The sequence below is a fragment of the Aurantimonas marianensis genome (assembly GCF_024195285.1).
Lineage (GTDB): Bacteria > Pseudomonadota > Alphaproteobacteria > Rhizobiales > Rhizobiaceae > Aurantimonas > Aurantimonas marianensis.
Window position 1 is genome coordinate 1 of record NZ_JALHBS010000016.1, and the last position, 17953, is coordinate 17953.

The window sequence follows — 17953 nt, forward strand, 5'->3', positions numbered from 1 at the left end:
CCTCGAAGCCCCGATCCTGCGCGTCGCCGGTTGGGACACGCCCTATCCGCACGCCCAGGAGTGGGATTATTTCCCTGGCCCGGCACGGGTCGGCGGCGCCCTCAAGCAGGTGATGGAGGGCTGACGGTGGGCACCTACACGATCAAGCTGCCGGATGTCGGCGAGGGCGTGGCCGAGGCCGAACTCGTCGAATGGCACGTTGCGATCGGCGATCCGGTGAAGGAGGACATGGTGCTGGCGGCGGTGATGACCGACAAGGCGACCGTCGATGTACCCTCGCCGGTGGACGGCACGGTCAAGTGGCTCGGCGGCGAGGTCGGCGATACGCTCGCCGTCGGCGCGGCGCTGGTCAAGCTCGTGGTCGAGGGCGAGGGCGGGACCAACGAACCCGATGAAAATCCGTCGGAGGTGGCGGAAAAAACCGGCGGCGAACCGCAAGCGCCGCCAAAGACCGGTGCGCCGGATGCGAACGACGGCAAGACGGATGCGAACGACGCCGAAGGCGGGCGAGCGCAATCCGCCAAAGCGGATGGCAAGGCGGCAGGACCGACCACCGGCCGACCCGCCGAAACGGCTGCGGCGCATCCGACGGCAAGGTCTGGGGCGGCGGGCGGCGGCCTCCCGAGGAAACCCGGCGAGAAGCCATTGGCTTCGCCCGCCGTGCGGCGCCGCGCCATGGAAGCGGGCGTCGATCTGCGCCGCGTCGCCGGCTCCGGCCCCGCCGGGCGCATCTCGCAGACCGATCTCGATGCCTATCTCGAAGGCGGTGGGCAGCCTTCGACGGCGCGCGGTCTCGTCGCCGACACCTCGGTCAACGACGTCAGGATCGTCGGGCTGCGGCGCAAGATCGCCGAAAAGATGGCGCTGGCCAAAAGCCGCATCGCCCATATCACCTATGTCGAGGAGATCGACGTCGAGGCGCTGGAAGAGCTGCGCGCCGCCCTCAATCGTGACCGTCGCGAAGACCATCCGAAACTGACGCTTTTGCCGTTCCTGATGCGGGCCATGGTGATCGCCATCCGCGACCAGCCGGCGCTGAACGCGCTTTACGACGACGACGCGGGCATCCTCCACCAGCATGGCGGCGTCCATATCGGCATCGCCGCGCAGACCGATTCCGGCCTCGTCGTACCGGTTGTGCGCCATGCCGAGGCCCGCGACATCTGGGGCTGCGCGGCCGAAGTGGCGCGGCTCGGCGAGGCGGCGAAGGCCGGCAGCACCAAGCGGGAGGAACTGTCGGGTTCGACCATCACCATCACCTCGCTCGGCGCGCTCGGCGGCATCGCGACGACGCCGGTGATCAACCACCCGGAGGTCGCCATCGTCGGCGTCAACAAGATGGAAGTCCGCCCGGTCTGGGACGGCAGCCGGTTTATTCCACGCAAGCGGATGAATCTGTCGTCGAGCTTCGACCACCGGGTGATCGACGGCTGGGACGCCGCCCGCTTCGTGCAGCGGATCAAGGCGCTTCTGGAAAACCCGGCGATGATCTTCGTCGAGGAGGGGCGCTGACCATGGCCGACATCTCCTGTCAGCTTCTTGTCATCGGCGCCGGTCCGGGTGGCTACGTCGCCGCGATCCGCGCCGGCCAGCTTGGCCTCGACACCGTCATCGTCGACGACCGCAAGCCGGGCGGCACCTGCCTGAATATCGGCTGCATTCCGTCGAAGGCGCTGATCCACGCCGCCGACGAATTTTTCGCGATGCGGGAGGCCGCCGCGAAGCGCGGGATTCCCGGCATTTCGGCGTCCGAACCGGACCTCGACTGGGCCGAAATCGTCGGCTGGAAGGACGGCATCGTCAACCGGCTGACCAACGGCGTCACCGGCCTGCTGAAGAAGGCGCGGGTCAAGCTGGTTCCCGGCCGCGCCCGCTTTCTCGACGGCAAGACGGTCGAGGTGACCAGCGAGACCGCGACCCAGCGCATCGCCGCCGAGAATGTGATCATCGCCACTGGCTCCATTCCCGTCGAACTGCCGATGCTGCCCTTCGGCGGCAAGGTGATTTCGTCGGAAGAAGCGTTGAGCCTTGCCGCGCCGCCGGAGCGGCTTGCCGTCGTCGGCGGCGGCTATATCGGCCTCGAACTCGGCACCGCCTTCGCCAAGTCCGGGTCGGCCGTGACGATCGTCGAGGCGACGGACCGGATCCTGCCGACCTACGACGCCGATCTCGTGCGGCCGGTGCGAACGCGGCTCGAGGCGCTCGGCGTCGAGATCCTGACGGGCGCGAAGGCGAAGGGGCTCGCCGGTGGGGACGGCGACCTTCTGGTCGAGCTGGCCGACGGCTCGGAGCGCCGGGTCGGCGCCGACAGCGTGCTCGTCACCGTCGGCCGCAAGCCGCTGACCGAGGGCTGGGGTCGCGAGGAACTGGTGCTGGAGATGGATGGGCCCTTTATCAGGACCGACGACACCCGCCGCACAGCGATGCGTGGCGTCTACGCCATCGGCGACGTCGCCGGCGAGCCGATGCTCGCCCACAAGGCGATGGCCGAGGGGGAGATGGTGGCCGAGATCGTCGCCGGCGAACGGCGTCGCTGGGACAAGCGCGCGGTTCCCGCGATCTGCTTCACCGATCCCGAAATCGTCACCGTCGGCCTGTCGCCCGAAGAGGCGAAGGCATCGGGTACGGAAATCAGGATCGGCAGCTTCCCCTTCCAGGCGAACGGGCGGGCGATGACGCTCGACCGCGACGACGGCTTCATCCGGATCGTCGCGCGCGCCGACAATCATCTCGTCCTCGGCATCCAGGCGGTCGGAGCTGGCGTCGCCGAACTCGCGTCTGCCTTCTCGCTGGCACTGGAAATGGGTGCCTGTCTGGAGGATGTCGCAGGCACCATCCACGCCCATCCGACGCAAGGCGAGGCCTTTCAGGAAGCCGCCTTCAAGGCGCTCGGCCACGCGATCCATATTTGAAATCGCTTCCGGCAGTGGCGTCGTCCGGTCACTTATGAATAGGCCCCACGGTCAACCGGTGCCGAGACGCCGCGGGGTCGCGCCCGGCCGCCCGATTTGAATCGGCGCGCCCGCTCGTGTACAGACCCGCCCTGCGGGGGACGCACACAGGCTGGACAAAGACTTCATGGATCGCATTCGCATTCGCGGCGGCAACGAGCTAAGCGGCACAATTCCGATTTCCGGCGCCAAGAACGCGGCGCTGCCGTTGATGATCGCCTCGCTATTGACGGACGACACGCTGACGCTGGAGAACGTCCCGCATCTGGCCGATGTCGAGCAGCTGATCCGCATTCTCGGCAATCATGGCGTCGATTATTCGGTGACCGGCAAGCGCCTGCGTCAGGACGCCAGCCTTGGCCGCACCATCCACTTCACCGCCCGCAACATCGTCGACACGACGGCGCCTTACGAACTTGTCTCGAAGATGCGCGCCAGCTTCTGGGTGATCGGGCCGCTGCTCGCCCGCATGCACAAGGCCAAGGTGTCGCTGCCGGGCGGCTGCGCCATCGGCACCCGGCCGGTCGATCTGTTCATCGACGGCCTGCGCGCGCTTGGCGCCACGATCGATATCGAGGCCGGCTATGCCATCGCCGAGGCCAAGGGCGGCCTTGTCGGCAATCGCTTCGTGTTTCCGAAGGTCTCGGTCGGCGCCACCCATGTCATGCTGATGGCGGCCAGTCTCGCCAAGGGCGAGACGGTTCTGGAAAACGCCGCGCGTGAGCCTGAGATCGCCGATCTCGCCGGCTGTCTCAACGCCATGGGCGCCAAGATCGAAGGTGCCGGCACGTCGACGATCACCATCCAGGGTGTACCGATCCTGTCCGGCGCCCGCCACCGCGTTCTGCCCGACCGCATCGAGACCGGAACCTACGCCATGGCGGTCGCGATGACCGGCGGCGACGTGACCTTGACGGGAACCAGCGTGGAGTTGCTGCAGACCGCGCTTGGCACGCTGCGGCACGCCGGCATCACGGTCGATCGCGTCGAGGATGGGATCAGGGTCTACCGCAATGGCGGCGGGATTGCGCCGGTCGACGTGGTGACCGATCCCTATCCGGGCTTTCCGACCGATCTACAGGCGCAGTTGATGGCGTTGATGACCTGCGCGGAAGGCACCTCGCACATCACCGAGACGATTTTCGAGAACCGCTTCATGCATGTTCAGGAACTCGCCCGGCTCGGCGCGAAGATCTCCCTGTCCGGACAGGTCGCGACGATCGAGGGCGTGCGGCGTCTGGCCGGGGCGCCGGTGATGGCGACGGATCTGCGGGCCTCGGTCTCGCTGGTCATCGCCGGCCTCGTCGCCGAGGGCGAGACCACGGTCAACCGCGTCTATCATCTCGACCGCGGTTTCGAGCGGCTCGAGGAAAAGCTCGGCGCCTGCGGCGCCGACATCGAGCGCATTTCCGGCTGATACGGCGGCCGGGACTCGATCCGGCCGTCAAAACGGCGTAGGAAAAGAGCCGCGCGACCGCCACCAGGCGCGCGGCGTTTTGCCAAAACGCTCACCCATGCCGCCAAATCCGGGCGGCATATTGCTTTTTCGGCCGTTTGCCCCGATTTATGGCGCGAATTTCCAGTTCGTCGCCGCCCGATCGGGGGCGGCTCCCTCTTGGCCGCGAAGCTTCCGCTTCCCGCTCCGACATCGCTCAAGGCTCTAGACCATATGGCAAAAGAAGAAGTTCTCGAATTTCCCGGTACCGTCACCGAGTTGCTGCCCAACGCCACGTTCCGCATCAAGCTGGAAAACGAACACGAGATCATCGCCCATACCGCGGGGCGGATGCGCAAGAACCGCATTCGGGTGCTGACCGGCGACAAGGTGCTGGTCGAGATGACGCCCTACGACCTGACCAAGGGTCGCATCACCTATCGCTTCAAATAGCCCGGCGAGGGGACAGTCATCATGACAGCGCGCCCCCTCTTGGTGCTCGCCTCGGGTTCGCCCCGTCGGCTCGACCTTCTCAATCAGGCCGGGATCGAGCCGGATCGCCTGCTGCCCGCCGATCTGGACGAGACCCCGCAGCGCAACGAGCATCCGCGCTCGCTCGCCAAGCGCCTGTCGAAGGAGAAGGCGGAAGTCGCCGCTATGGCGCTTCGCGAGCTCGACATAGACGGCCCTTCCTACATTGTCGCGGCGGACACGGTGGTGGCCGTGGGGCGGCAGATCATGCCGAAGGGCGAACTCGTCGAGGACGCCGTCGCCAATCTGCGCACGCTGTCGGGGCGCACCCATCGCGTCTATACCGGCGTCTGCCTGATCGGACCGAGAGGGGCTGTGCGCCAGCGTCTGATCGAGACCCGGGTCCGCTTCAAGCGGCTGTCGCGCGAGGACATCGACAGTTACATCGCGTCCGGCGAGTGGCGGGGCAAGGCCGGCAGCTACGCCATCCAAGGCCTTGCGGGCAGCTTCGTCGTCCGGCTTGTCGGCTCCTACACCAACGTGGTCGGTCTGCCGCTCTATGAGACGCTGGCATTGCTGGCGGGCGAGGGCTACGACATTCATGCACGGTGGAAGGCCGCCACGGTCGCCACGGAGGACGCATGAGCCCCGGTCCCGCCACGGTCACGCCACTCCGACCCAAGCGGCGTTGTCCGGAATGCGGCCGTGCGGCGGAGCGCGACAACTATCCGTTCTGTTCGGCGCGCTGCAAGGCGGTCGACCTGCATCGTTGGCTGAGCGGCAGCTACGTCATTCCGGCGTCGGAGGAGGAGCCCTCGGATCCTCAGGCCGGGGAGGCTGATTAGATCGGACCGGATCCTGCCCGGCGGGCATCGGTGAATCCGTTTCGGCCCGGGAGGTTCTTTCGTCAGCCGGCGTCGCCCGGGCCCGCTCTGCGCCACCCAATTCGGTGACATAGCGCTGAACGGGGCCTATCGAACGCGAACGCAGACGGGCGATTCCGAGCGCCTTGAGCGCGGCTTCGACCTCTTCGGCGAGTTCCCGATCATCGTCGATAGGCATGGGCAATCCTCCCTGCGACGCAATTGATCGTTGCATCGAGGCTAACCCGTCGGTCGGGCGTGTCTTTCAAGTGTTATATATTCTTCGGCACGATGAATGTCGGCTGAACACCATGGCCGAAAAGCTCTCCATCGCTTGGACGGCGAACGGCTCGCACCGCTTGAGAATGAGATTTCCAACCGATAGATTGGAATCCTTCTAAAGAGGGGATGCCCGATGTTGAGCCGTTTGACCGCTTTCACCCGCAGGACCATCGACGACCTTTCGGAGGCCGAGATCCTGGCGCTGGCGATCGGGGCGGAAGAGGAGGACGGCCGGATCTACGGTGCCTACGCCGATGGCTTGCGTGAGAATTATCCGGCGTCGGCCCGGGTTTTTGAAGCGATGGCGGAGGAGGAGGATGAGCACCGGCGCCGGCTGCTCGCGCTGTTCCGCGAGAAATTTGGCGAACGAATTCCGCTGGTTCGCCGCGCCGACATTCGCGGTTTTTATCAACGCAAGCCCGATTGGCTGGTTCGCCCGCTCGGGATCGATCGGGCGCGTGAGGCGGCCGCCGACATGGAAAGGCAGGCGGCGACCTTCTACCGGGAGGCGGCCAAGCGCAGCCGGGACGCGGGCGTTCGACAATTGCTCGGCGATCTCGCCGCCGCCGAAGCCCAGCACGAGCGGACCGCCCACGCGCTCGTGGATGAGACGATCACCGACGGCGTCCGCTCGGAGGAAGCCGAGACCGAGCGGCGCGCGTTTATCCTGACTTATGTCCAGCCGGGGCTGGCCGGTTTGATGGACGGGTCCGTCTCGACGCTCGCGCCGATCTTCGCCGCCGCCTTCGCGACCCACGACAGCCAGCAGACGCTGTTGATCGGGCTCGCCGCCTCGATCGGCGCCGGCATCTCCATGGGCTTTACCGAGGCGGCCAGCGATGACGGCGTACTGTCGGGGCGCGGCTCTCCGGTGCGCCGCGGCATCGCCTCCGGCGTGATGACCGCGTTGGGCGGTCTTGGTCATGCCTTGCCTTATCTGATCTCGGACTTCTGGACCGCGACGTCGATCGCCATCGCGGTGGTTTTCGTGGAGCTTTGGGCGATCGCCTTCATTCAGAACCGCTATATGGAGACACCATTCCTGCGGGCGGCGCTACAGGTTGTCCTCGGCGGAGCGCTGGTCTTCGCCGCCGGCGTTCTCATCGGCAACGCCTGACGGCGCTTGCCGTCATTGCTCGACGGAACTGACGATCACGTCCCGGCCATGGCCGATGTCGATCCAGCTGCCGGGGTCGGCGCTGCTTTGCCGCTTGAGAAATGTGTAGGGCGTGTCCGCCCAGGCGAGGATACGCCATTCGAGATTGTCGAGGATGAAGTCGCCCTGCGTCGTTCGCAGCGTCAGCACGGCATGGCCTTCGCCATCCGGTTTGAGGACGACGGTAATCAGGAGGTTCGCCGGATCGATCCCCTTCTGCGCGAGGACACGGCGTTTCAAGAGGACGAAATCCTCGCAGTCGCCCTCGGCGTCGGGATAGGCCCAGCGCTCCTCGACGCCGTAGATGTCCTTATCGGAGCGGGCTTCGATGCGGGCATTGATGGTTGTGTTCACGGCAGCCACCGACAGGATCATGGAACGATCGAGTTCCAGCGGGGTGGGCGTGATCCTGTCGACGGGCGGCTCGCACTCGCGCGAATTTTCCTGACAGAAGAGCAGATGGCCGATCGGCTGCGTGGTTGCGGTGCCGAGGGTCATGAAGGCGCCGCGCGTCTCCGCGTGAGCCGACGTGGCGATGACCGCCAGACAAAGCAGTAGCGTGGCGCCGAATGCGCGAAATGCCCCCATTTCGTACTCCCCTTTGTACGAAAAATGTGTTGATGGTTCATGCTTGAGGCAATCGTGAAAACTGTCAACACATTCAGGGTGTTGCAGCAGCATCGATGGGCAGCCTCGCTCAAGGCTCATCATTGATGGCGAGGATTTGCCCGCTGCCTGCGGCACGAATCACGCCCAGGCGCGACCAGCTAAGCCAATGGGATGAAAGCGAAAAATCGCGACGAGCGGCGGCGCAGTGATATAAATATGACAACCGCCCATCGTCATTCGCGGTGTGGGGATTTGGATGGAACCTTTGGTCAGTGGCCGCCGCGCGCCGCTGCGACCAGATCGAGCGTCGCGCGCGCGATGAGTTCGAGGTCCTGCGGCCGCGACAGGCGATGGTCCCCGTCGCGGACCAGTGTAACGATGACGCCCTCCGAGGGCAGATGGGCCACCAGTTCGAGCGCGTGCTCGAACGGCACGTCGGGATCGGCCATGCCCTGGATGATCGTGACCGGGCACCGTGTCTCGATCAGTCCCTCCATGACCAGATTCGCGGCCCCGTCCTCGAACAGCGCCCGGGTATAGATGTTCGGCTCCGGCGAATAGTCGGAGGGCTCGGCGATGAAGCCGTCCCGCGCGAGCGCGGCGCGTTGATCCTGGCTCAGCTTCGGCTCCATCAGCCGATGCGTGAAATCTGGCGCCGGCGCCAGGAGCAGAAGGCCGGCAATCTTGGGTGGCTTGCCAGCCGCCAGCGCCGTCTGGACGAGACGGAGCGCGATCCACGCCCCCATCGACGAGCCGACCAGGATCGCCGGACCGTCGACCGCCGCGGCGATGACCGCGGCGGCCTCCTCGGTCCAGCGGCCGATCGTGCCGTCCTCGAACCGGCCGCCGGACTCGCCGTGGCCGGAGTAATCCAGCCGGCAGAAACCGAGCGCCTGTTTTTCGGCCAGCTGCGACAGGCGTTCCGCCTTGGTCCCGCGCATGTCCGAGCGGTAGCCGCCGAGCCACACGAGCGTCGGCGCGTCCCCCGCCCGGGTACGAAAGGCGATCGTGCGGCCCTGCGGGCCGGCGCCGACGGTGATGCGGCGTGGTTGCTCTTCGCTGGTCTCAAGGGGCCTGGTCGTCGAGGTCCTTTCGTTGCCGCGCTGTTGGCCGGGACTGGCGAAATCTGTTGGCAGGTTCCATGTTCGATGCTGTCGGGTGGCGATCGCTCGCTTGCTGGTGACGCGGGAAACCAGCTGGCGTAAGGGTCACCGTAACCGTCACGGCAGCTTTTTGTCGCCTCGGGCGTGCCATTCGCCAATGACGATGCTATAGAGGACGCCGCTGATCGGGCGTGTGATGAATGTCGACGTACGGTTTTCCCTCAAGGTGGGGAAATCCGGCCGTCGCTGGCGTTTTTTCATGGCCCGTCCGGAGTCGTCAATAACAGGAGAGAACGACCATTCGCAGACCATTTCGTGCACCGCCGACCCAGAAAGAGGGGCCGCGCTCCAACAAGGAGATTCGCGTTCCGCAGGTTCAGTTGATTGATGCCGAGGGAACGAACCTCGGACCTGTGGCGACACAGGATGCTTTGACGATGGCCGAGGACGCGGGATTGGACCTCGTCGAGATCGTGCCGACCGCCAATCCGCCGGTCTGCAAGATCCTCGACCTTGGCAAGCTCAAATACGAAAGCCAGAAGAAGGCCGCTGAGACGCGACGGCGTCAGAAGACCATCGAGGTCAAGGAAATCAAGATGCGGCCGAACATCGATGAGCACGACTACGAGACCAAGATGAAGTCGGTTCGCCGCTTCTTCGATGACGGCGACAAGGTCAAGGTCACGTTGCGGTTCCGTGGGCGTGAGATGGCCCATCAGGAGCTCGGCATGCGGCTGCTCAACCGCGTTCGCGAGGAAACGGCTGAAATCTCGAAGGTCGAAGCCGAGCCGAAGCTGGAAGGCCGCCAGATGATGATGGTTCTGGCGCCGCGAGGCTGAACGGCTTATACGGGCCCGCGGCCTGGCCTTGTTGCGGCGGGGAATACAAGACCCTGCCGTCGCTCGCCTGACCGGCGGACGGACCGGGCCCTCCGCGTTGTCCTGACGCGTCGAATGGCGACGCCCTTTCGTCTCGGCGGGTCTATCGATTGGCCGCCGTGGCGCGAGGCGCGTTCGCGTCGCCATTTGCCTCGCAAGCCCCGATGATCGCCACGAGGGTTCCCTCGGCGGTCCCGGCCAAAGCGCTGAAACGTCTGCGCCCGGTCCCGCACCCCACGGCGCGAAGCGTGACCGGCAGCGGAGCGCTGCAACGAACCCCCTTGAGGGCGACGGTCTCCACATCGCTTTCGCCATAGACGATGCGGCCCGCCGCCAGGCGCAGACGCTCATTGTCGTTATTGACGGCCGCTCGCAAGGAGCCGCGGCACCCCAGCGGAGCAAAGAACCGGCGGGTGGTGACGATTTCCTCCGCCGCCATGTTGACGGCCAGAGGCCGCAAGCCGGCCGACAGCAGGACCACGCCGACGGACAGTTCGTCCCAGCTCGACTCGATGGTTGCCCGGTCGGGCTGCTCGGTCGTGCCGAGGCGGTGGGAGACGAGAAACGACCGCCGCAGATCCGGAGCCAGACGGCGCAGGAGCGTGGCGATCGCCGCGTCGTATCGCTCGCCGAGCGGGAGCGGAACCTGAACCGACAGAACCCAGAGGCGGGAGTCGCGCCGATCGAGCACGATCCCCGCCCCGCCCCCCGCCCCGTCATCGGCGCTCTCCGCCTCTCGTCGCCGGGAAGAAGGCAGGCCGGCCTCCGGCAACTCACGCATCCTGAAGATCGTGCCGACCGAAAGGAAATCGAGGCCTTGGGCATCCCACCGCGCGCCGATGATCCGGCGCAACCCCGAATTGCCGGCGGCGGTGAGTTGCCCGCTATCCGCCGCGCCGGTCCCGACGCGCTCCAGCACCGCCGAGGCGCCCGGAAAAAGTCGCTCCAGCGAGGTCAGAACCGCGGCCCAGTGAGAGGGGCAAACCGAGGCCAGGGCGGTCTTCTCCCGGACATCGCCGAGTTGCCCCGGAAATTGAATGAGCGCCATTGCTGTCCATTCCTTGCCCCACCGGCATCTTTTCATCGAGTGTGTTGGATGGCAAGGGGACCAATTCCGCGTTGCAGACGGCGCCGCGAAGCGAGGGACGCGGCGGGGGTGCTCGGAGCCGGCCAGGGCGCGGGTCATCGTCGCTCCTCCGGGAGGCGCGCGTGGGCTCTTGCGTCCGCTGGCGAGGCGCCGTATAAGCCCGTCGTCCAAGCGAACCGACCGGCAGGGCATGCCGTGGCGGTTCTCAATGCTGTCGCGACAATTCCGAATGAGACCGGAGCGGAGCCGGCCGGAAACGGTGGCCCGTCGTGTCGCGATCCTCACGTTAGGAGAGCAAAATGCCCAAGATGAAGACCAAGGCGAGCGCCAAGAAGCGCTTCAAGATGACGGCCTCCGGCCGTGTGAAGGCGGGTGCCGCCGGCAAGCGCCATGGCATGATCAAACGCTCCAACGACTTCCTTCGCGACGCGCGTGGCACGATGATTTTGTCGAAGCCCGACGAGCGGATCGTCAAGATTTACATGCCCTACGACCGCTGAGCGGCGTCGCGCATTACTAGAATTCCAGGAGCAAGATCATGGCGAGAGTGAAACGGGGCGTTACGTCCCATGCCAAGCACAAGAAGGTTCTGAAGCAGGCGAAGGGCTTTTACGGCCGCCGCAAGAACACCATCCGCGCCGCCAAGGCCGCCGTCGACCGGTCGAAGCAGTACGCCACGCGCGATCGCCGCGTGAAGAAGCGTAATTTCCGCGCTTTGTGGATCCAGCGCATCAATGCCGCCGTCCGCGAGCATGGCCTGACCTATGGCCGCTTCATCGACGGTCTGGGCAAGGCCGGGATCGAGGTCGATCGCAAGGTTCTGTCCGATATCGCGATCCACGAGCCGGAAGCCTTCGCGGTGCTGTGCGAGCAGGCCAAATCGGCGCTGGCCTATCTCAAGGACAGCGAGTTCGACGGTGCCTATGAGCGTGCCGTCGGCGAGAAGCGCGCGGCCTGAGCCACGCCGCCCATGACGCCAGGAAGGCCCGCGCCGCAACGCCGCGCGGGCCTTCCGCGTTTCGAGAGCGCGGCGTGGCGGCTTCCCTCGGCGCGCCGCAAGCGCTAATCAGGCCGCAAGGCCCGGCGCGGCAAAGTATGGAGTGACAGGTGAGCGACACCGAAGCGTTCGAAGCACGGCTCGAGGCCGATATCGCGGCGGCCGGTGACGAGGCCGCGCTGGAGGCGATCCGCCTGGCCGAGCTCGGCAAGAAGGGCCGCATCTCCGAGATGTTGAAGGGCCTCGGCAAGATGAGCCCGGACGAGCGCCGCGAGGCGGGGCCGCGGCTCAACGGCCTGCGCGACCGGGTCCAGGCGGCGATCGCGGAGCGGCGCGAGGAACTGGCGGATTTGGCGATCGCGGAGCGGCTCGCCGCAGAGCGGGTCGACGTTACGCTTCCGGTGCGTTCGAGCCCGGCGGCGCGCGGACGCATTCATCCGATCAGCCAGGTGGTCGAGGAGATTACCGCGATCTTCGCCGATATGGGCTTTGCCATCGCCGAAGGTCCGGACATCGAGACCGACTACTACAATTTCACCGCGCTGAATTTTCCCGAAGGCCATCCGGCCCGCGAAATGCACGACACCTTCTTCCTCAAGGCGAACGCGGCGGGCGAGCGCAAGGTGCTGCGCACCCACCCCTCGCCCGTGCAGATCCGCACGATGGAAAGCCAGAAGCCGCCGATCCGCATCGTCATTCCGGGCAAGACCTATCGGCAGGATTCGGACGCCACCCATTCGCCGATGTTCCATCAGGTCGAGGGGCTGGTCGTCGACAAAACCGCCAACGTCGCCAACATGAAGTGGGTGCTGGAGGAATTCTGCAAGGCGTTCTTCGAGGTGCCGTCGCTGAACATGCGGTTCCGGCCGTCCTTCTTTCCCTTCACCGAGCCCTCGCTCGAAGCCGGGCGAGGTGCGGTTCGGCGAAGGCTCCGACTGGATGGAGATCCTTGGCTGCGGCATGGTGCATCCGAACGTCCTGCGCTCCGGCGGTCTCGACCCGGACGAATATCAGGGCTTTGCCTGGGGCATGGGCATCGATCGTCTCGCCATGCTCAAATACGGCATGCCGGACCTGCGTGCCTTCTTCGAGGCCGACATCCGCTGGCTCGAGCACTACGGTTTTCGGCCGCTCGACATGCCGACCCTGTTCGGGGGCTTGAGCTCTTGACCTGACCGACGGAGTAAAAATCCGCCAGCTCTCCGACGAAAAATTCCTTCCACTTACGATCGGATTCCGCCATGTCCCCGCGCATGATCGTCCTCGAAACCATTGCCGTCGTTGCCGGCGCGATTATCGGCCTCCTCGTCGTCGATTTCTTCCACTGGCTGTTCGCCGACGGTGCCTTCTTCGCGCTGGTGTCGTCGCTCGGCCGCATTGTCGTGGCGCTGGTGACGGTCGGCCTGTTCGCCTTCTACTATCGCTCGATGCCGCCGACGGCCGCCGCGCTCGCCTCCTTCTTTACCGGCGTCGGCCTGCCGGCGATCCTCGACAAATTCGGCTTCGACTCCCCGCTCTCCTGGGGAACGCTGCTGTTCCTCTATGCGATCTTCGCCGTCGTCGCGCTGTTCACCTATCGCTTCGTCCACGCCAACGCCGCCGTGCGCCGGGTGACCGGCGAGATTGCCCCCGGCGACGGCCCGAACCCGTAGAACGGGCACTGCCGGTGATCTTCCGCCGGCGGCCTTTGCGTTGACGCGGACCGGGTTCGCGTCTTACGCAGCGGGGCCGGGCCCGGCGCGAGACCCGCGCCGGTCGCAGGGTCCGTTCTTCGACATATCCATCCTTTGCGCCGCAAGGCCGGCTCGCAACTCAACCGACGATCGCTTCCCATGAAATTCACGCTCTCCTGGCTCAAGGACCATCTCGAGACCGACGCGTCGCTCGCCGAGATCTGCGAACGCCTGACCATGATCGGGCTCGAGGTGGAGGCCGTCGATGACCGCGCGGTGTTTCAGCCGTTCACCATCGCGCGGGTGCTCTCCGCCGAAAAGCATCCCGACGCCAACAAGCTGAAGGTGCTGAGCGTCGAGGCGGGGCCGGAGATCAACGGCGGCAAGCCGCTGCAGATCGTCTGCGGCGCGCCGAACGCCCGCGCCGGGCTGGTCGGCGTCCTGGCCGTCCCCGGCACCTATGTGCCCGGCATCGATACGACGCTGTCGGTCGGGAGGATTCGCGGCGTCGAATCCCACGGCATGATGTGTTCGGAGCGCGAACTGGAACTCTCCGACAGCCATGACGGGATCATCGATCTGGCCGATGACGCGCCGGTCGGTACGAAATTCGCCGATTACGCCGATCTGGCCGATCCGGTCATCGAGATCAATCTGACGCCGAATCGCCCGGACGCGACCGGCGTTGCCGGCATCGCTCGCGATCTCGCCGCTTCCGGCCTCGGTACGCTCAAGACCAGGGCGCCGGAGCACATCGAAGGGGACGGCGACTGCCCGGTCGCCGTCCGGGTCGACAGCGCCACCTGCACCGGCTTCGCTTTGCGTCAGGTGTCCGGGCTCGCCAACGGCGCCTCGCCTGAGTGGATGCAAAAGCGCCTCAGGGCGATCGGCCTTCGCCCGATCAACGCCCTCGTCGACATCACCAACTACGTCACCTTCGATCGCGGCCGGCCGCTGCACGTCTTCGACGCCGCCAGGGTGGCGGGCGATCTCGCCGTCCGCGACGCCAGGGCCGGAGAAGAGGTGCTGGCGCTGGATGGACGCACCTATACGCTCGCCGAGGGCATGTGCGTCATCGCCGACGACAACGGCGTGGAATCGATCGCCGGCATCATCGGCGGCGAGCAGTCCGGCTGCGACGAGATGACGACGGACGTTCTCATCGAATCGGCGCTCTGGGAGCCGAAGGATATCGCCCGCACGGGCAGGGATCTCGGCATTATCACAGATGCCCGCTACCGCTTCGAGCGTGGCGTCGACCCGGCCTTCATGGAGCCGGGGCTGGACCTGGCGACGCGGCTGGTGCTCGACATTTGCGGCGGCACGCCCTCGCGGCGCATCGTCGTCGCGGAAGCGACGCGTGAGCCGCGGTCGATCCCACTGCCCTTCGGCGAGGTCGAGCGGCTGACCGGGCTGACCGTGACACCGGACGAGCAGGCGGCCATCCTGAAGCGGCTCGGCTTCGGTGTGTCGAGCCAGGGCGCGTCGGCGAGCGTGACGGTTCCGAGCTGGCGCCCCGACGTCGACGGCAAGGCCGATCTCGTCGAGGAGATCATGCGCCTCACTGGCGTCGAGACGATTGAGCCCCAACCGCTCCCGGCCGCCGCTTCGGTCAACACCCGCATTCTGACCGTGCCGCAGATCCGCGACCGCGCCGCCCGCCGGGCCCTGGCCACGCGCGGTATGGTCGAGGCCGTGAACTACAGCTTCATTCCCGAAAAACACGCCCTGGCTTTTGGCGGCGGCGCCGAGGCGTTGAAGCTGGAGAACCCGATCTCCGCCGACATGTCCGACATGCGGCCCTCGCTGCTGCCGGGCCTCATCGCCGCCGCAAGCCGCAACGCCGCGCGCGGTCATGGCGACACGGCCCTGTTCGAGGTGGCTGCGGTCTACGCCTCCGACGATCCGGATGGCCAGAAGCGCGTCGCCGGCGGCGTGCGGCGCGGTACGGCGGTTTCGACCGGCGCGGGCCGATCCTGGGAGGCAAACGCTCCGGCCGTGTCCGTCTTCGAGGCCAAGGCCGACGCCATCGCCGCGCTGGAAGCGGCTGGCGCGCCCGTCGACCGCTTGATGATCGAGGCGCCGGCGAGCGACTGGTACCATCCCGGCCGGTCGGGGCGCATCAAGCTCGGCCCGAAGGTGGTTCTCGCCGAGTTCGGCGAGTTTCATCCCCGGACCTTGAGGCAGCTCGATGCCGGCGGCGCGTTCTGCGGCTTCGAGGTGTTCCTCGACGCCATCCCCGAGCCCAAGCGCAAGACCACCCGCACCAAGCCGGTGCTGACCCTGTCGCCGTTCCAGCCGGTGCGCCGCGACTTCGCCTTCGTCGTCGATGCCGGCGTGGAGGCGCTGAAGCTCGTGCGCGCCGCCGAGGGCGCCGACAGGAAGCTGGTCGGCGAGGTGCGCGTCTTCGATGTCTTTTCCGGCGCGGCGCTCGGCGAAGGCAAGAAGTCCGTCGCCATCGAGGTGACGCTCAATCCGGCCGACCGGACGTTGACCGACGAAGACTTGGAAGCGGTTTCGGCGAAGATCGTCGCGCAGGTCGAAAAGGCGAGCGGCGGCGCTCTGCGCGGCTGACGCGCTCCCACGGCGACCAGGCATCGGCCGGGGATGGCGTTCCGCGTTCATGCCGCCGCCGCCAGCCGCTCCCCGGCGACGCGATAGGAGATCGCCTCGGCGAGATGAATGCGGCGCACGGTCGCGTCCTGGTCGAGATCGGCGAGCGTGCGCGCGACCTTCAGGATACGGTGATAGGCGCGGGCCGAGAATTTCATCTGCTCGGCCGCGTCCCGCAAAAGCCTCAGCCCCTCCGCGTCGGGCTCGGCGATCGTCTCGATCAGCGAAGCCGTGCAATGGGCGTTGACCGTGGAACCCGGCAGCCCCGCAGCCTCGTAACGCTCCATCTGGAGCGCGCGGGCCGCCGCTACCCGCGCCTTGACGGTGTCGGAGGTTTCCGCCGGTTGCGGACGGATCATGTCGGCGGCGGTGACCGCCGGCACATCGACGCGCAGGTCGATCCGGTCCATCAGCGGGCCGGAAATCCGCGCCTGATAATCGGCCGCGCAGCGGGCTCCGCGCGCGCAGGACCGGCCGGGCTCGCCGGCCATGCCGCAACGACAGGGATTCATCGCCGCGACCAGCTGCATCTTGGCCGGATAGGTGACGCGATGGTTGGCGCGCGCGATGACGCATTCGCCCGCCTCGAGGGGCTGGCGCAGCGAGTCGAGGACCACGGGCGTGAATTCCGGGAACTCGTCGAGGAAGAGGACGCCGCGATGGGCGAGCGACACCTCGCCGGGACGGGCGCGCAAACCGCCGCCGACCATCGCGGCCATGGAAGCGGAATGATGCGGCGCGCGGAACGGACGGCGGTCGGAGAGCTTGCCGCCGGAAAGCTCCCCGGCGATCGAGGCGATCATCGAGACTTCGAGCAGTTCCTTGGCGGTCAGCGCCGGCAGGATCGAGGGCAGCCGCTGGGCCAGCATCGACTTGCCGGAGCCGGGCGGCCCGACCATCAGGAGATTGTGTCCACCGGCGGCGGCGATTTCGAGCGCGCGCTTGGCGACGATCTGCCCCTTGATCTCGGCAAGGTCCGGCAGATTGGCCGGCGCGGCCCGGACCGCCGGTTCCGGCCGCGCGACGATCTGGGTGCCGCGAAAATGATTGGCGATCTGGATCAGGCTGCGGGCGGCAATGATATCCATGTCGCCGCTGGCCCAAGCAGCCTCCGCGCCGCAATCGGCCGGGCAGATCAGCCCGAGACCGATGGCGTTGGCGCCGATCGCGGCTGGCAGCGCTCCGGCCACGGCCGTCAGCATGCCGTCGAGCGAGAGTTCCCCCAGAACAACGAAGCCGGCGAGCGCGTCGGAAGGAATCGCGCCGAGCGCCGCCATCAGTCCGAGCGCGATCGGCAGGTCGTAATGGCTGCCCTCCTTGGGCAGATCGGCCGGGGCGAGATTGACGGTGACTTTCTTGGGCGGCATCGACAGGCCCGACGCATGCAGCGCGGCCTGGACGCGCTCCCGGCTTTCGGCAACGGCCTTGTCGGGCAGGCCGACGATCTGGATGCCGACCTTGCCGGGGGCGACCATGACCTGAACGTCGACGGGAACCGCTTCGATTCCCTGAAACGCGACGGTCTTGACGCGGGACACCATGGCGTTACCCCTCGAACCGGCGGCCTGTGCCCCCGCTGCGGGAAGACGGCTGCTCTGACCAGAATGCCGCTAGGTAAGCACGATTTTTGGAATGAAACAAGAACATTGTTCGAACAAAACCGCGCCGAATCGCGTCGCGGCTTCTGGCCGGATGAAATCTTAAAGGCAAATAAATTCAGGATTGGCCATATTTTCTGTCCTCGCCTCGCCTCTTTTCCGCCTGTCGCCTTGGCGCGCCGCGCGGCCCTTGGTCCGGTGCGGTGACGCCGCTCGAAGTAGGCAATCAACGCGTAC

Annotated in this window: 16 protein-coding genes and 2 pseudogenes; 14 read left to right on the forward strand and 4 right to left on the reverse strand. The window is 66.6% G+C overall.

The annotated features are described in order from the left end of the window. The 8 genes and pseudogenes from MJ956_RS02430 to mbfA all read left to right on the forward strand — a co-directional run. A pseudogene (locus tag MJ956_RS02430) lies at window positions 1-124 on the forward strand (alpha-ketoacid dehydrogenase subunit beta); the annotation flags it as partial. 2 nt (window positions 125-126) lie between these two features. Further along, window positions 127-1512 carry a dihydrolipoamide acetyltransferase family protein gene (locus MJ956_RS02435; RefSeq protein ID WP_253962892.1) on the forward strand — a complete coding sequence of 462 codons (1386 nt, stop codon included), beginning with the start codon at window positions 127-129 and terminating at the stop codon, window positions 1510-1512. A 2-nt stretch (window positions 1513-1514) separates the two neighbouring features. Then, a complete protein-coding gene (gene lpdA / locus MJ956_RS02440) occupies window positions 1515-2912 on the forward strand; it encodes a dihydrolipoyl dehydrogenase (RefSeq protein WP_253962893.1) in 1398 nt (465 codons plus the stop codon). A 166-nt stretch (window positions 2913-3078) separates the two neighbouring features. Continuing rightward, window positions 3079-4368 (forward strand): UDP-N-acetylglucosamine 1-carboxyvinyltransferase, encoded by a 1290-nt coding sequence (gene murA, locus MJ956_RS02445; protein ID WP_253962894.1) that lies wholly within the window; start codon window positions 3079-3081, stop codon window positions 4366-4368. Between the two features lie 252 nt (window positions 4369-4620). After that, complete coding sequence (gene infA / locus MJ956_RS02450) at window positions 4621-4839, forward strand: translation initiation factor IF-1 (protein WP_024349579.1); 219 nt, start codon at window positions 4621-4623, stop codon at window positions 4837-4839. A 21-nt stretch (window positions 4840-4860) separates the two neighbouring features. Then, a complete protein-coding gene (locus MJ956_RS02455; RefSeq protein WP_253962895.1) occupies window positions 4861-5502 on the forward strand; it encodes a Maf-like protein in 642 nt (213 codons plus the stop codon). Then, entirely contained in the window at window positions 5499-5702 is a 204-nt protein-coding gene (yacG, locus tag MJ956_RS02460) for a DNA gyrase inhibitor YacG (protein ID WP_253962896.1), read from the forward strand. Before MJ956_RS02455 ends, yacG begins: the two co-directional genes overlap by 4 nt. A gap of 433 nt (window positions 5703-6135) precedes the next feature. Then, the gene (gene mbfA, locus MJ956_RS02465) at window positions 6136-7119 is read left to right on the forward strand and encodes an iron exporter MbfA (RefSeq protein WP_253962897.1); all 984 of its coding nucleotides are present in this window, start codon (window positions 6136-6138) and stop codon (window positions 7117-7119) included. Window positions 7120-7131: 12 nt separating this feature from the next. On the opposite strand, the gene MJ956_RS02470 is transcribed toward mbfA, so the two are convergent. Both MJ956_RS02470 and MJ956_RS02475 read right to left on the reverse strand, forming a co-directional pair. Beyond that, complete coding sequence (locus MJ956_RS02470) at window positions 7132-7746, reverse strand: transglutaminase-like cysteine peptidase (RefSeq protein ID WP_253962898.1); 615 nt, start codon at window positions 7744-7746, stop codon at window positions 7132-7134. A 290-nt stretch (window positions 7747-8036) separates the two neighbouring features. Continuing rightward, a complete protein-coding gene (locus MJ956_RS02475) occupies window positions 8037-8708 on the reverse strand; it encodes an alpha/beta hydrolase (protein WP_256477703.1) in 672 nt (223 codons plus the stop codon). 461 nt (window positions 8709-9169) lie between these two features. On the opposite strand from MJ956_RS02475, the gene infC reads away from it, so the two are divergent. Next, window positions 9170-9709, forward strand: a complete 540-nt coding sequence (infC, locus tag MJ956_RS02480; RefSeq protein ID WP_206453842.1) for a translation initiation factor IF-3 — start codon at window positions 9170-9172, stop codon at window positions 9707-9709. 142 nt (window positions 9710-9851) lie between these two features. Here infC and MJ956_RS02485 read toward each other — a convergent pair whose 3' ends face one another. After that, window positions 9852-10796: a hypothetical protein gene (locus MJ956_RS02485; RefSeq protein ID WP_253962899.1), complete on the reverse strand. Its 945-nt coding sequence runs from the start codon at window positions 10794-10796 to the stop codon at window positions 9852-9854. Between the two features lie 338 nt (window positions 10797-11134). Between MJ956_RS02485 and rpmI the strand changes: the two genes are divergently transcribed. The 5 genes and pseudogenes from rpmI (at window position 11135) to pheT (ending at window position 16079) form a co-directional block, all read left to right on the forward strand. Further along, window positions 11135-11335, forward strand: coding sequence for a 50S ribosomal protein L35 (gene rpmI, locus MJ956_RS02490; protein WP_253962900.1), 201 nt, complete (start codon window positions 11135-11137; stop codon window positions 11333-11335). Window positions 11336-11373: 38 nt separating this feature from the next. Further along, a complete protein-coding gene (rplT, locus tag MJ956_RS02495; protein ID WP_253962901.1) occupies window positions 11374-11793 on the forward strand; it encodes a 50S ribosomal protein L20 in 420 nt (139 codons plus the stop codon). A 149-nt stretch (window positions 11794-11942) separates the two neighbouring features. Further along, a pseudogene (gene pheS, locus MJ956_RS02500) lies at window positions 11943-13002 on the forward strand (phenylalanine--tRNA ligase subunit alpha). 71 nt (window positions 13003-13073) lie between these two features. Then, window positions 13074-13484 carry a hypothetical protein gene (locus MJ956_RS02505; RefSeq protein WP_253962902.1) on the forward strand — a complete coding sequence of 137 codons (411 nt, stop codon included), beginning with the start codon at window positions 13074-13076 and terminating at the stop codon, window positions 13482-13484. 180 nt (window positions 13485-13664) lie between these two features. After that, window positions 13665-16079 carry a phenylalanine--tRNA ligase subunit beta gene (gene pheT / locus MJ956_RS02510; RefSeq protein ID WP_253962903.1) on the forward strand — a complete coding sequence of 805 codons (2415 nt, stop codon included), beginning with the start codon at window positions 13665-13667 and terminating at the stop codon, window positions 16077-16079. A 47-nt stretch (window positions 16080-16126) separates the two neighbouring features. Here pheT and MJ956_RS02515 read toward each other — a convergent pair whose 3' ends face one another. Continuing rightward, a complete protein-coding gene (locus tag MJ956_RS02515) occupies window positions 16127-17659 on the reverse strand; it encodes a YifB family Mg chelatase-like AAA ATPase (protein ID WP_253962904.1) in 1533 nt (510 codons plus the stop codon). Window positions 17660-17953 lie beyond the last annotated feature (294 nt).